The organism is Xenorhabdus ehlersii (genome assembly GCF_003610465.1).
GTDB lineage: Bacteria > Pseudomonadota > Gammaproteobacteria > Enterobacterales > Enterobacteriaceae > Xenorhabdus > Xenorhabdus ehlersii.
Genome location: NZ_RAQI01000002.1, coordinates 330,764 through 345,626 on the forward strand (window position 1 = coordinate 330,764; position 14,863 = coordinate 345,626).

Annotated in this window: 10 protein-coding genes; 9 read left to right on the plus strand and 1 reads right to left on the minus strand. The window is 41.5% G+C overall.

The window, feature by feature from the left end:
- Window positions 1–18: 18 nt before the first annotated feature.
- Complete coding sequence (argS, locus tag BDE27_RS07445; protein ID WP_099132263.1) at window positions 19–1,749, plus strand: arginine--tRNA ligase; 1,731 nt, start codon at window positions 19–21, stop codon at window positions 1,747–1,749.
- Window positions 1,750–1,901: 152 nt separating this feature from the next.
- On the opposite strand, the gene murJ is transcribed toward argS, so the two are convergent.
- The gene (gene murJ / locus BDE27_RS07450; RefSeq protein WP_099132264.1) at window positions 1,902–3,440 is read right to left on the minus strand and encodes a murein biosynthesis integral membrane protein MurJ; all 1,539 of its coding nucleotides are present in this window, start codon (window positions 3,438–3,440) and stop codon (window positions 1,902–1,904) included.
- A 1,271-nt stretch (window positions 3,441–4,711) separates the two neighbouring features.
- Here murJ and BDE27_RS07460 point away from each other — a divergent pair.
- The 8 genes from BDE27_RS07460 to BDE27_RS07495 are packed head-to-tail and all read left to right on the plus strand — an operon-like array spanning window position 4,712 to window position 14,860.
- On the plus strand, window positions 4,712–6,922 hold the full coding sequence (locus BDE27_RS07460) for a type VI secretion system Vgr family protein (RefSeq protein ID WP_099132265.1): 2,211 nt from the start codon (window positions 4,712–4,714) through the stop codon (window positions 6,920–6,922).
- 56 nt (window positions 6,923–6,978) lie between these two features.
- Window positions 6,979–9,564, plus strand: a complete 2,586-nt coding sequence (locus tag BDE27_RS07465) for a DUF2169 family type VI secretion system accessory protein (RefSeq protein WP_099132266.1) — start codon at window positions 6,979–6,981, stop codon at window positions 9,562–9,564.
- Entirely contained in the window at window positions 9,561–10,646 is a 1,086-nt protein-coding gene (locus BDE27_RS07470) for a pentapeptide repeat-containing protein (RefSeq protein WP_099132267.1), read from the plus strand. Before BDE27_RS07465 ends, BDE27_RS07470 begins: the two co-directional genes overlap by 4 nt.
- A complete protein-coding gene (locus BDE27_RS07475) occupies window positions 10,643–11,263 on the plus strand; it encodes a DUF3540 domain-containing protein (protein WP_099132268.1) in 621 nt (206 codons plus the stop codon). The genes BDE27_RS07470 and BDE27_RS07475 overlap by 4 nt, the downstream gene beginning before the upstream one ends.
- 12 nt (window positions 11,264–11,275) lie before the next feature.
- Window positions 11,276–11,668, plus strand: coding sequence for a DUF4150 domain-containing protein (locus tag BDE27_RS07480; RefSeq protein ID WP_099132269.1), 393 nt, complete (start codon window positions 11,276–11,278; stop codon window positions 11,666–11,668).
- Window positions 11,669–11,701: 33 nt separating this feature from the next.
- Window positions 11,702–12,280: a type VI secretion system lipoprotein TssJ gene (gene tssJ / locus BDE27_RS07485; protein ID WP_244208718.1), complete on the plus strand. Its 579-nt coding sequence runs from the start codon at window positions 11,702–11,704 to the stop codon at window positions 12,278–12,280.
- A 4-nt stretch (window positions 12,281–12,284) separates the two neighbouring features.
- Window positions 12,285–13,631 (plus strand): type VI secretion system baseplate subunit TssK, encoded by a 1,347-nt coding sequence (gene tssK / locus BDE27_RS07490; RefSeq protein WP_099132270.1) that lies wholly within the window; start codon window positions 12,285–12,287, stop codon window positions 13,629–13,631.
- A gap of 8 nt (window positions 13,632–13,639) precedes the next feature.
- A complete protein-coding gene (locus BDE27_RS07495; RefSeq protein ID WP_099132271.1) occupies window positions 13,640–14,860 on the plus strand; it encodes a DotU family type VI secretion system protein in 1,221 nt (406 codons plus the stop codon).
- Window positions 14,861–14,863 lie beyond the last annotated feature (3 nt).

The window sequence follows — 14,863 nt, forward strand, 5'->3', positions numbered from 1 at the left end:
GTAATTTAAGGTAACTCGGTGAATATTCAGGCCATTCTTTCAGAAAAAATCAGCCATGCGCTGATTGCTGCTGGTGCTCCAGCCGACAGTGAAGCTCACGTTCGTCAATCTGCAAAAGCTCAGTTTGGTGACTACCAGGCAAATGGTGTCATGGCGGCAGCGAAAAAAGTGGGAATGCCACCCCGACAATTGGCAGAAAAAGTCGTCAGTTTGCTGGATCTGCAAGGAATTGCCAGCAAAGTTGAGATTGCAGGCCCTGGTTTTATCAATATCTTTCTGGATAAAACATGGGTTGCTGCCAATATCGAAACTGCGCTGAAAGATGAAAAACTGGGTATCACTCCGGTAGCACCGCAAACCATCGTTGTCGACTATTCTGCACCGAATGTGGCAAAACAAATGCACATTGGACACATTCGTTCCACGATTATTGGCGATGCCGCAGCACGTACCCTTGAGTTTTTAGGTCACAAAATCATCCGAGCCAACCATGTTGGTGACTGGGGTACTCAGTTCGGGATGCTGATTGCCTATCTGGAAAAAATCCAGAACGAAGATGCCAGTGATATGGCATTGGCCGATTTGGAAGCCTTCTACCGTGAAGCGAAGAAAACTTACGACGAAGATGAAGAGTTTGCTGTTCGTGCCCGTAGTTACGTAGTAAAACTGCAAGGTGGTGATGAATATTGTCGTACCATGTGGCACAAACTGGTTGATATCACCATGTCACAGAATCAGGAAACCTATAATCGCCTGAATGTGACTCTGACAAAAAAAGATGTTATGGGTGAAAGCCTGTATAACGATATGCTGCCTGGCGTTGTTGCCGACCTGAAACAACGTGGGCTTGCCGTTGAGAGTGATGGTGCTATCGTGGTTTACTTTGATGAGTATAAGAACAAAGAAGGCGAGCCAATGGGTGTTATCATCCAGAAAAAGGATGGGGGCTATCTTTATACCACCACGGATATCGCTTGTGCCAAGTACCGTCATGAAGTCTTGCATGCTGACCGTGTTCTTTATTACATCGATTCACGCCAACACCAACATCTGATGCAGGCCTGGGCAATAGTTCGTAAGGCAGGTTATATTCCTGAGTCCATGTCACTCGAACACCATATGTTTGGCATGATGTTGGGTAAAGATGGTAAGCCATTCAAAACCCGTGCAGGTGGTACTGTAAGGCTGTCTGATTTGTTGGACGAGGCCATTGAACGTGCAGACACTCTCATCCGCGAGAAAAATCCAGATATGCCGGAAGACGAACTGAAAAAAGTTGTCAACGCGGTAGGTATTGGTGCGGTGAAATATGCGGATCTTTCCAAAAACCGAACTACCGACTATGTATTTGACTGGGATAACATGCTCGCCTTTGAAGGTAATACCGCACCTTATATGCAATATGCATATACCCGCGTAAATTCTATCTTCAAACGCGCAGAAATCGATGAAAGCAGCCTGACCCACCCTATTCTTCTGAACGAAGAACGTGAACAAACCCTGGCGACACGCCTGTTGCAATTTGAAGAAACAATCACAACTGTTGCCCGTGAAGGCACTCCTCACGTAATGTGTGCTTACCTCTATGATCTGGCTGGCCTGTTCTCTGGTTTTTACGAACATTGTCCAATCCTGAATGCGGATAGCGAAGAGGTGCGCCAGAGCCGCCTGAAACTGGCTTTGCTGACGGCAAAAACCTTGAAGCAAGGTCTTGATACTTTAGGTATCGAGACGGTAGAACGGATGTAATCACCTTGTCCCAAACTGGCATGATTTAGTCATGCCAGTTTTTAATCAGGGCTAAAAAACATCGGTAATGATACCGCCCAATCATTCATTGAGCGGTATAAATCATTAAACAGTCGTTTAATGAAAATGTAATTAACTAATTGACCAGTTAGTTACATCGATCCTCGCAGGGCAAAATCCTTCAATCGGAACCCCATCAAAGCCAGAGCAGCAAAATAACTACCTGCACCCGCAATCACAACCCCCATCAACCGTAACAGACGCAATGCCATATTGCCCTGATCCCAGGCAGGCATAAACCACAATATTGTCAGTAATACCCCAACCATGACTACGATTGCCATCGCCAACTTCAATAGGAAGAGACCCCAGCCAGCCAGCGGTTTAAAAATCTCACGCTTACGCAATTGCCAATAAAGCATACTGGCATTGAAACAGGCAGCCAAACCGATAGAAAGCGCCAATCCCGCATGTTTTAATGGGCCAATAAAAGCAAGGTTCATTAACTGAGTCAAAATCAGGGTTGCAATCGCAATCTTAACTGGGGTTTTAATATCCTGACGAGAGTAAAAACCAGGAGCGAGAACTTTAACCACAATCAATCCCATCAAGCCAAAGCAGTACGCAATTAATGCGCGTTGTGTCATTTCTGCATCGAAGGCAGAAAAATTGCCGTATTGAAAGAGTGACACAGTTAAAGGCTCTGCCAGAATACCCAACGCCACCGCGCAAGGTAAAGCCAACAAAAAGCAAAGGCGCAATCCCCAATCCATTAACCTTCTATATTCTAGGTGATCCCCATTGGAAAAACTTTTTGCCAGTGAAGGCAGAAGGATCGTGCCTAACGCCACTCCCAGCACTCCCGAAGGTAATTCCATTAAACGATCGGCGTAATACATCCACGAAACCGAGCCAGAAACAAGAAATGAGGCAAAAATGGTATTAATGATCAATGAAATTTGACTGACTGAAACCCCCAAAATAGCAGGCCCCATCTGACGAATAACACGCCATACACCACTGTCAAAAAAAGAAATTCGTGGCAACACCAGCATACCTATTTTTTTCAGGTGCGGAAGCTGGTAAGCCAATTGCAAAATACCACCGGCGATCACTGCCCAACCTAATGCCATCACAGGTGGGTTACAGTAAGGTGCTACAAACAGCGAAAAGATGATCATGCTGATATTAAGCAATGTTGGTGTAAAAGCGGGCACAGAAAAGCGATTCCACGTATTGAGAACCGCTCCCGCTAACGAAGCCAGAGATATCAAGAAAATGTAAGGGAAGGTAATTCTGAGTAGATCACGGGTTAAAGTGAACTTATCCGGTGTATCTGTAAAACCCGGTGCCGTAACATAGATGATCCAGGGCGCGGCCATCACCCCTATCACTGTGACTATCGCCAAAATCAGCGTCAACATCCCTGATATATAAGTAATAAAGGTGCGTGTCGCTTCATCCCCCTGCTGATTTTTATACTCAGAAAGTATAGGAACAAACGCTTGTGAAAAAGCGCCCTCAGCAAAAATACGGCGCAGTAAGTTAGGGAGTTTGAAGGCAACGAAAAAGGCATCTGTCGCCACACCCGCACCAAATATACGAGCAATGATGGCATCACGAATAAAGCCCAGAACGCGGGAAAACATCGTCATTGAGCTGACCGCGGCCAGTGATTTCAGTAAATTCATGGTATTTTCTAAGATTGATTTTTATGAAACGAATATAAAAGATGTAAAGCAATTAGGCCAAAAAAATCAAGCTAATATTGTGGAATATTAATAATTTCTATTCATTTCAAAGCTGGGGAGAATGGCAAACAACCTCAACCTATATGCAACCTACAACCAGATGGCTTTACAAGGTGTTACTTTTTTGCGCATTAAATGTTGCCAAAAATCTTCATTTATATCCCATTAATTAATTTTATGTTTTGGTGTTCATCCATGATTAACATATAAAATTACTCAACCGCCATCCCAGTATATTCTTTACCTATATTAATCCAACTTGCATCTTCAATCAGCATTACATCTTGATTAGTTTTTATATCAATTATAGGCGTTATAGTATTTAAAAAGCCAGGCAAGGGGACATTATAATGAATTGTATTATGAGGGTATTTTCCAGAATCAGGGAATAGTAATGGCTTAAAAGATTTATTTTTATATTTTCCTATAGCTCCATAGTAATCCCATTATTTATCCGCCTTTTCTTTACTTACCAAAATAATTATTAGAAAAATTTTAGCATAGATCATCTATTATAGCCTCATACTAAAAAACAAACCTCTGTATAATATGATGATAATTAACATATTAACTACATCCCCAAACTGTCATATATCGTAGAGAAAATAGATATCATCATAAAACGACTTTCTAATCCACATAAAAAATGAATTTATTGATTAATTACTCTAAACTTTATGTTTACTTTACTATCTAATTATCAAAGAATTTTTTATGACGGAAATTACATTAACCAGCTCAAAAAAACATTCTTTCCGAAAGAATGTTCAAGGTTAGAATAACCACTTTAATCTATTGAATATAAATTATGTATTTCAATATCTCAAAAATGAGTCTCAGTCTAAACATTTAAGTAATTATAGAAAAAAACAAACCGTGTATTTTAAAACTTTTTATATAATATAAACATAAACATAAACATAAACATAAACACAAACACAAACATAAACATAAACATAAACATAAACATAAACATAAACATAAACATAAACATAAACATAAACATAAACATAAATAACTAGAATAATGAAATTCAACAAAAAAATAAAACTATATATTTCATAAATAAGGGAGCACCTATAGATTGCAAATACCAAACATTATGCTTAAACTCATATCAGAGAAACTATCGCCCTACATTCCCACTTTTGTATGTTCCTTAACCCTGCAAGGAATATGCGGTAGCTTTAACCAAAAGCAAGGATATCCTTATGGAAAGACAGTTTATCGCACATACCTCATCATCTGATAATACTTTATATTTCAAATCCCTTAGAGGGATAGAAAGGTTATCTGAGGCCTACCAGTTTGAGATTGAATTATTGAGCGAAAAGAGGTTATCAGATCCAATATCGCTACATAAGACGATACTAACTGTAGAAATAAAGAATAAATCAGCACAAACAAGATACTTAAGTGGTTATATAGAAAAAATATCCTATGCCCCATTCTATAAATATGATGACAGGCTTTATTTATATACGGCCACCGTCAGACCTAAATTATGGGAATTAAAACAAAGTATTGGTTATAGTATATGGCAAGATAATACTGTACCCGATATTATCGCCGAAGTACTCAATAAAACTAATATTCTATTTGAAAATCAGCTTGTTGAAAAATATCGCACATGGGAATATTGCGTCAAGCATAATGAAACTGATTTCGATTTTATCCATCGCCTGATGGAACATGAAGGAATTTACTATTATTTCAAACATGAAATGGGAAACCATACCATGATCCTGGTTGACGCGCCTCAATCACATGAGCCAATGCCTGGATATAAAAATATTTACTATATCAACAAGGGTGATTCACCGAAAACACACATCAAAGAATATATCTACAATTGGAATGTCTCCAGTATCACTATACCAAATACTTACAGCCTTGATGACTACGACTTCCGTAAACCACGGGCTGAACTATATACAGCTACCCAGACCCCAATCAGCTCTATTGATAATACAGAAATATTCATTTGGCCCGGGCGCTATGTAGAAAATGAACAAGGGCAATTTTATGCCCGAGTTCGCCAGCAAGCTGCTGAAGCAAAAAGTGAGCTGATTAATAGCAAAGGAAATGTGCTGGGAATAGCTCCGGGACATATTTTCACACTATCTCTACCCAATGACATCAAAGGCGATGATCATGGTGACTATTTAATTATAGGCGCACATTACTTTCTTTATGAAAAACCTTACATAGCCAGTTCTCCTGACGGTGCTTCTGATATCGTTACTGACAATATCTTTAACGCACTCACTAGTGACCTTCTTAATTCAGACGCAGATAAAAACAAAAACACGATTCAATTTGAGGCAATTCCTGCCAGCACTCATTGGAAACCGCTGACAATGACGCCGTGGCCAAAAGTGACTGGTCTTGAAACCGCCGTCGTTACCGGCCCCAAAGATAAACAAATATGGACTGACAAATACGGCCGTATAAAAGTGAAATTCCGTTGGGATAAGGATCGCAAAAAAGATGATACCCGCTCTTGCTGGGTACGTGTTGCGAGCCATTGGGCTGGCTGGCGTTATGGCAGTATATGTGTCCCTCGTGTGGGCGAAGAAGTGGTTATCAGTTTCGTCAATGGTGATCCTGATAAACCTTTAGTTATTGGCAGCACTTATAACAATGAGAATATGCCTCCATGGGAGCTACCTAAATATGAAACCCGTGTCGGTATTATGTCGAATACCAAGGGAGGTAAGCATGATCAGGCAAATTATCTCTTTTTAGATGATGAACCGGATAAGGAATTATTTGATCTGCATGCAGAACGGAACATGAATATCTCGGTGGAAAAAGATAAAAAAGTCACTATTGATGGAAGCCGTACGACTGAAATAAAAAAACAGCAAAAAGACACAGTGACTGGAAATGCTAACTTCACCTATAAGGCAAACCATGAAACATCCATTCAAGGCAAAGATACATTAACGATCAACAACGGTCAGCAAGAAACCATCAAAAATGGACGAAAAACCGAGATTAATGGTGGCGATACTTACACACTTAAGGGGAATTTAAACGCAAAAATTGATGGGAATTGGGTGCAGAACATTACAGGAGTGACGGCAATCTCAAGCCCCAACCTTATTACGATAAAAAGCGATACCAATGTGGTAATAGATTCCCCGAACTCTGTGTTTTCAGCTAGTATTGCCTCTATATCCACGACAGCGCTCTCACTGAGTGCGATCGAACAATCATACAGTACCGGCCTCTTTTCGGCGAGTATGAAAACGATGAACCAATCATTTAATGTCAATGAATTCAATAAGACAATATTTTCCAACAGCCAAACAAGTGTAGCTATAGATAAAGCGGAGCTGGCATTGGACGACTCAACGATTTCAATTGAAAACTCAAATACCAATATTTCAAATAGCAGCTTACATATCCTTAACTAATGACTATCTTCTAATAACTATCCCCATGAATAATTGTCAATACTTCCAGGGTTGTTATGAAAATCATCAAACCGTTGCGCCTGAGTGTACTTTATCGACCTTATCGTTGGTTGCAAAGAAACCACCTCGGAATTTCCATTATGGCACTGGCAGATATGGGATCGACTCCACGCTTACGCCCGGAAATAGAGCTTTGGCAACTTGCAGAAAATGAGTTGCAAACCTGTAATGGCGTTATCGATCTCGCTATGCCGAAACCTTGTGCTGAATTTTTGGCCACAGGATATGCCTATACCCACCATCAGGCTGATAAAACCACCTGTGCTGCGCGTATTCAGATTGGGCAGTTGGACAAGACATTAGTTGCTTTCGGTGATCGCTATTGGATTGATGATTTTCCTTCAAAACCCCAATCTTTTGCGCAAATGCGATTAGATTGGAGTCGAGCGTTTGGAGGGGAAGGTTGTGACGAAAACCCACACGGAATCGGTTTCACCCCAGAAGAACTGGATAACAGACTAAAAATTCATCGACTGCCCAATGTTGAAGCCCTGCATCATCGCTTAATGTCACAGCGGCAATTGACATCACAACAGGAAGTTCCCATTCCGGCAAGTTTTTGCCCTTTAGATTTTATATGGCCACGCCGTTTTACCCGTATTGGAAAAAAATACGACAAAGCCTGGTTGGAAAATGAATTTCCCGGTTTTGCCAATGACATTGACTGGCGGATATTTAATGCCGCCCCCGAGGATCAATGGTGGGAAGAAAATACCACACTGCCAGAGAAAGCAGCGTGGCGCATTTGGAATATGCATCCAGAAAAACCTGTTCAGGAAGGCATCTTGCCCACATGGAATGCACGTTGCTTTATCAAACGATTGCGTCTTGATGAGGAGATTTTTGAAGAAGTCGTCATGCGCAACACAACTGTATGGTTCTTTCCCCACCTGGAACAAATGGTTCTGGTTTGGCATGGCAACGCACAAATTAATGAAGATGATGCCAGGGATGTCTTGCAAATGATATCGGCACTGGAATTAAGCGATAATCCTCGTCCGCAGGAACATTACCTGCATGTCCTTGAACAACGGTTGGATAAAGAAAAAGGCGCCCTATACACTTTTCGGGAAAAAGATCTTATCGCCGAAGAGATGATTGGCCCGTGGCTAGATACAGAACAACCAGAAAATAGCTCACCCTTGCGACAAAATTTGCAAAATCGTGAAAAACGCCTGCGTGAACAGCAACAAGAACGCTTGTCTGAGTATGGCTACGATATCAATACAATACTGCCAGTTGATACAGAACAACCCCCTCCTTTTCCAAAACTGGATGAGTTACCGGAATTCATGGAAAAAATAGAACAATATGCCACTGAAAAAAAGGCTGAGGCTGAATTACAGAAAGAAAACGCCATTGCTTTAGCCAAAGAACAAGGCATTGATATTGAAAAACTAACGACAAAGTCAGCACCCAGGGGGCCAGAAAACCTGCATCAGATACGGGATATGCTACAAAAGAACCCAATAGGCTTCAATGATAAAGAACTGGCACAAATCGAGCAAACAGTACACTCGATGTATTTATCTTCAGTACAGGCACAAAGCCCTGCCCTGCGCTTAACAGGCAGCCTGTCACAGATCATTCGCAAAAGAGTCCAAAAAATCATGCTGCAAGGGGGGAATTTCACTGGCATGGATTTTACTGGCGCGGATTTGTCAGGCATGGATCTACGGGGGGCTAATTTCACTCGCACCTTATTGGAAAGCGCATGTTTAAACCATTGCCAGCTGGACGAAGCAAATTTCAACGAAGCCATGCTGGCGAGGACTGAAATTTGCAACGCTTCATTACGTGGAGCCAAATTAGATCATGCCAGCCTGTCGCTGGCTAAATGTGAACAGAGTGACTTTTCTTCCGCAAGTTTCACTGAAACCCAACTACAAGAAACTCGATTTGACCATTGTCACTTTGACAATGCCATATTTACAGAACTATTCCTGCAAAAAATATTTATTACGCATTGCCAATTCCAATATTCACAGTGGAAAAACTGTACATTTATAGAACTGGAACTCCCTGCTCTTAGGTTTAATCACACAAACCTGAATAAAGTTTCATTTATTAAGTGCAAGCTAAAACAAGCAATTTTTGATTATGCAAAACTGGAAAGTTGTTCATGGGTGGAAACTGAAGCAAACGGTATCCGATTTCATTCAGCCAAGTTGCTGACCTGCGCATTTGCTATGGACAGTGAGCTTAATCAAGCCGATTTCAGCCATGCAACATTGACAGAATGTAACTTGCGCCAAATGCCTTTGGTCAAGGCAAAATTCTATGCCACAACCTTGAATAACACCGATCTCAGTGAATCCAACTGCCAGTCGGTTGATATGCAGTACCTTAATGCAGAAAAAAGCCTGTTTATTAGGACAGATTTCCGGGGTGCCTTACTGAATAATGCCAACCTGATGAGCGCATTTATGCAGAAATGTAACTTCAATAATGCAGACTTACAGGGCGCCAATCTATTCCGTGCTGATATGTCCCAATCAATCATTAGCGATTCAACCTCAATTACAAATGCTTATATCAAGCGTACCAAGACCTTGCCCAAACGAGATAAGGATGTGATATGAGTTCACTGACAGCCGATGAATTAACAGACAAAATCAAGCAAGGTGAGGTCATTGAAAAAATCAGTTTGCAGAATATTTCCCTGACCGGATGTGACTTATCCGGTGGAATTTTTAGAGAAGTCGATTTTGCAGGTGCTGATTTTTCTCGTACTTTAATAAAAGAAACCTGTTTTACCGAGTGCCAGGCACAAAGAGCAATTTTCGACTCGGCTATACTTGAGCAGTGCACTTTTGAACAGTGTAATCTGAGGCTCGCAATCTTTAATAAAAGCACATTAACAGACAATGTATTCCATCAATCTGTTTTGGAAAAAACCCAATTTACAGCGACAAAACAGAACAATACCCAGTTTGCATCTTGTTCATTGCAATATGCTGATTTCAGTCACAGTGACTTTGAACGAATCACATTTCTTGCGTCATCAATGGATCAAACAAGATTTAGCCACGGTCATTTTCTTTTAGTCACTTTTTTTCGGCAGGATTTACGAACAAGCGATTTTTCTGCCAGTGAATTTAATAAAACCGTTTTTTTTGAATGCGATCTGCGTAAGCAAAATTTCCATAAACAAACCCTTAAAATGTGTCAATTTATGGATAGCCAGCTTGAATCCGTCAATTTCAATCACGCCATACTGACTAATTGCAATTTCAAAGGTGCCATTTTAAAAGATGCCTTACTATCAAATGTCAATGCAACCCAGGCATTATTTACCGAAGCAGATTTAACCCGAGCCCGTTGCAAAAACAGCTTGTTCGAACAAGCCCTTTTTATTGATGCATCCCTTGAATCTGCCGATTTTCGGCACAGTAACCTGGCATTGGCAGTCATGCACAAAGTACAGGCAATGAATGCACAATTCACCGGTTGTAATATGCCTTACACGGATTTTTCCTATGCAAACGTCAACAACAGTGATTTTCGCACTGCTCAATTTATGAGAACACTTTTTCATCGTGCTCAACAAATTGGAACACTATTTTCTGACCGCCAAGGTATTCTGGAAAATGATCCTGAACTATTTGCCGCTGAAGAGTGGAATACACAACATAACAAGATTTCATCAGGAGAATCAAAATGACGAAGCCCGCTTATGCACTTTCCTCATTCACCCTTAATACTGAGCCATTACAGCAGATGACCGGCCAGATTGTTAACGTTCTTCCAGATGGTAGTTTTATGGCGGAAAGCCATGACAACCGTGGCTGGCATTGCCGACAAGCTGTCAGCTGTTTATTGACACCCAGCATGGGGGATACGGTATTAATTACGAAAACCAACAATCAACTCTGGATATTAGCCATATTGGAACGGACAGAACAACAGCACATTGCTGAAATCAGCGTCCCAGGTGATCTCACAATCACCTCACAAGGGAACCTAAGTATGCACAGCAACGGATTCGCTATCACAGCCAATAATGGGAATTGTCATATCAATGAAATGCAATATAGCGGGGAATCCCTGTCTGCATGGATCTCAATAACTCGTCTGGTTGGTAATCAGTTCGAATCTCTTTGGAAAACAGTCACACAACTGAGTCATCGTCTATTTCGTCATACCACACAAACAGAGCAGGTTCGTGCAGGTCAATTAGATATGCAGGCTGAAAATTATGCCCGATTACATGCCCAACAGGCTATTGTCTCTGCAAAAGCCATGACCAAAATCGACGCTGAACAAATTCATATCGGCTAAGGATAAGACTCTATGTTTGCTAACACTCAAGGTGGTGGAATGGATATAGCCGTTCCCGATGTTTGCCTGACACCAATGTTTACACCTGTACCTGTGCCTTATCCTAATATGGCACAAGGCACTACCGGTATAAGCAATGCCACCAATATCTTATTTATGGGTTGTCCAGCCCATAATTTGGCAACAACCATACCCATGACAACAGGAGATAATTCCGGCGTCAATGGTGGTGTAGCTGCCGGCACCGTAATGGGTAATGCCCGCCATGTAATGGGGGCCAATTCCGTCTTGATCAAAGGCTCTCCGGCAACCCGGATTTCCAGTTCTACTATGCAAAATTCGACTAATGCCATGGGTTCACGCATTGTACCCAGCCAAACAAAAGTTCTTATCACGGCCGCTTAACTTTTTGACTTTTTTATTTATTAACAGTGCATTATGCCTAAATATGCTTTAACAAACATGATGACCATGTTTCTTTCACCCAGTAAAAAAGTGGCAAAAAGTGGCTTCCTATCCATAGTATCGATAACCACCGCATTGATAGCCATAACGGGTTGCTCATCAAAAGCAAATTTGCCGCCCTATAAACTCATCTTCAATACAGAATCTAATGTAAATGATTCCGCACCCGTGAAGGTAGATGTCTTTTTACTAAAATCGAATGAAGAGTTTATGTCTGCCGATTTTTTTTCCCTGCAAGACAAAGCTCAGAATACGTTAGGCGATAAACTGGTTAATAAAAACCTATTGTTTATACACCCTTTTCAACCTACGCATTGCCTGTTGGAAAAAAACCAACCGGAAGCTAACTACATCGGACTTATCGCTGAGTATAAAGAATTGAACGGCAAGAAATGGCGTATTTCATTTCCCGTTCCTGTACCTGAAAAGCCCTCTTTTTACGAATTTTGGCGCACTCCTTCTGACGAACTACGTCTATGCGTAAAGGTCACTAACACTGGCTTAAGTCTCATCAAAGAATGCAACTTGAGTTGTGTGACAGGAGATAAATAAGATAATGAATAAATCAGAAAAAGTTATCTGGACAGAAGGCATGTTTTTACGCCCCCACCACTTCCAGCAGGCTGAAAACTACCTGGAAGCCTATATCCGTGAATGGGGAATAGCACAAAACCCTTACTATTGGGGGTTTTTAACTCTCGAATTGGATCAGGAACTGCTTAATCGGGGTAAAGTCAGCCTTTTCACAGCCAGTGGTATTTTCCCTGACGGAACCCCCTTTAGTTTTGATGCCACCAATGCACCCACGCCCTTACAGCTTGGTGAAAACCCGTCTGATAACCATGTTGTTCTGGCTTTACCGACTTGTCAGCGAGGGAAAGAAGAGGTCATTTTCAGTGAAAAAAGCGATTCCCTGGCCCGCTTTGTTAGCTTTGAAGCTGAAGTCAACGACTTTAATGCCATGTCTGTTGGCAATGCTGCGATACAATTTGGCAAAATGCGTTTGCGCCTGATGTTGGAATCTGATTTAACTCCCGAGTGGACCGCATTGGGTCTTGTATATGTCATAAATAAAACGAATGACAAGAAACGCTATCTTGACTCGCGATTTATTCCGCCCCTGCTCAACTGCCATGTGAATCCACAAATAGAAAGTTTTATCAATCAAATACAAGACTTACTAGAACAGCGCCGCCAACAAATTAGCCAGCGCCTGTTACAGTTGGGGCGATACAATGATTCTGAGATTATGGACTTTCTCTTGCTGTCACTTTTAAATCGCTATAGCGGCCAGATGAACCATATGCAGAACCTGTCGCTATTGCATCCAGAACGGTTATTCAACGAATGGCTACAATTTGCCACTGAATTGGCGACATTCTCCCAACGCCGTGTACCGGAAGAAAATTTACCTCTCTACAATCATGACAATTTAACACAGTGCTTCAACCAACTTATGTTCCAACTACGCCAAGGGTTATCAATCATTCTTGAAGAACATGCCATTCAGTTGCCATTAACGGAATACTCTCATGGCTTGAATATCGCAACGTTACCCGACGCCAATATGATACATACGTTCAGCTTTATTCTGGCCATCCATGCCGATGTTGCAAATGATATGCTCATGAACAAATTCCCTGCCCAAATGAAAATTGCCCCCGTTGGTCGTATACGTGAATTGGTTCAATTGCAATTACCCGGCATCTCACTACGATCCATGCCATCTGTGCCCAGACAAATTCCCTGGCATTCAGGTTATGTCTATTTTGAACTAGAAAAAGAGGGTGACTTATGGAAACAGATGGAGAAATCCAGCGGTTTTGCCTTACATCTGGCCGGTGAGTTCCCTGGCTTGGACATAGAATTTTGGGCGGTCCGTAATCAGGAAAAATCGAGGTAACGAAGCCAATGACGCAGGAAAAGCAGAAAACTGAACATAAAGTGCTTTCTAATGATACCAATCGTAACCCGTTGGTTTCTGCCGCAAATCCATTGTTAAATACTATTCCCCAGATCCGGCATTCAATTGTTCACCCTGATCCAACCCATTTACGCCAGCAACTGATCAATGAAATCCGGCGCTTCGAAGTGGAATGCCAACAAGTCAACGTGCCCTATAACGTGATCATTGGTGCCCGCTACTGTCTATGCACCGCATTGGATGAAGCAGCAGCACTCACTCCTTGGGGGCTGCGCAGTGTTTGGTCTGGCAGTGGCCTGCTCGTCACTTTTCATAATGAGACTTGGGGAGGCGAAAAATTTTTCCAGTTATTAGCCAAGTTATCACAAAATCCCAGGGATAATTTGCTTCTATTAGAGCTCATTAACTTCTGTCTCCTGCTTGGATTCGAAGGGCGTTATCGTGTCATCGATAACGGCCGTACCCAATTGGAAACCGTGAAACAACGCTTATTCCAGTTAATAAGTTCAATTAGAGGTAATAACCCCATTGAATTATCAAAAAAAATACAAGCCATTACCTTGCCGAATAAACCCCAACACATTTCCTTACCAGTATGGATCTCTATAGCGATATTAAGTTTTCTGGTATGTATCTTGTATATAAACCTGAACTGGCAGTTGAATGATAGGGTTAATCCCATTTTGGCAAAAATCTACCAGACTAATTTGCCCAATGTAACGGTCAGCGATAGGGTATTTCCGTCTGCACCACTCCCCCTGAACCTGCAAAGCAGGCTACAGGATGAAATAACTGCGGGATTATTGGACGTCACTGACATGCCTGATAGAAGCGTGATCACGCTAAAAGGAGATGGTTTATTCAATACCAGCTCCATTCAGATCAAAAGTCGTTATTTGGATGTCATCAGGCGGATTGCTGAAGTATTAAACCACTTTAACGGAGAAATCCTGGTTGTCGGGTATACCGATAATATTCCCATTAATACCCGTTTTTCCCGTTTTTCATCCAATAATGCTTTATCACTAGCGAGAGCCAAGTCTGTGCAAAAAGAGCTACAACGTTACCTAAACCAGCCAGAAAGAGTCAAAACAGAGGGAAAAGGTGCCCAAAATCCTTTAGTTCCAAATAATACTGCCAGTAATCGAGCCAAAAACAGACGAGTCGAAATCACACTGTTAGTTTCTCCTGTAAGCCAAACGATGTAAGGA

What these genes read in the sequence shown, in the direction of transcription:
- tssJ (WP_244208718.1), top strand. Translation starts at nt 11,702, where the DNA reads ATGCCTAAATATGCTTTAACAAACATGATGACCATGTTTCTTTCACCC.
- BDE27_RS07460 (WP_099132265.1), top strand. Translation starts at nt 4,712, where the DNA reads ATGGAAAGACAGTTTATCGCACATACCTCATCATCTGATAATACTTTA.
- BDE27_RS07465 (WP_099132266.1), top strand. Translation starts at nt 6,979, where the DNA reads ATGAAAATCATCAAACCGTTGCGCCTGAGTGTACTTTATCGACCTTAT.
- tssK (WP_099132270.1), top strand. Translation starts at nt 12,285, where the DNA reads ATGAATAAATCAGAAAAAGTTATCTGGACAGAAGGCATGTTTTTACGC.
- BDE27_RS07475 (WP_099132268.1), top strand. Translation starts at nt 10,643, where the DNA reads ATGACGAAGCCCGCTTATGCACTTTCCTCATTCACCCTTAATACTGAG.
- BDE27_RS07470 (WP_099132267.1), top strand. Translation starts at nt 9,561, where the DNA reads ATGAGTTCACTGACAGCCGATGAATTAACAGACAAAATCAAGCAAGGT.
- BDE27_RS07495 (WP_099132271.1), top strand. Translation starts at nt 13,640, where the DNA reads ATGACGCAGGAAAAGCAGAAAACTGAACATAAAGTGCTTTCTAATGAT.
- BDE27_RS07480 (WP_099132269.1), top strand. Translation starts at nt 11,276, where the DNA reads ATGTTTGCTAACACTCAAGGTGGTGGAATGGATATAGCCGTTCCCGAT.
- murJ (WP_099132264.1), bottom strand. Translation starts at nt 3,440, where the DNA reads ATGAATTTACTGAAATCACTGGCCGCGGTCAGCTCAATGACGATGTTT.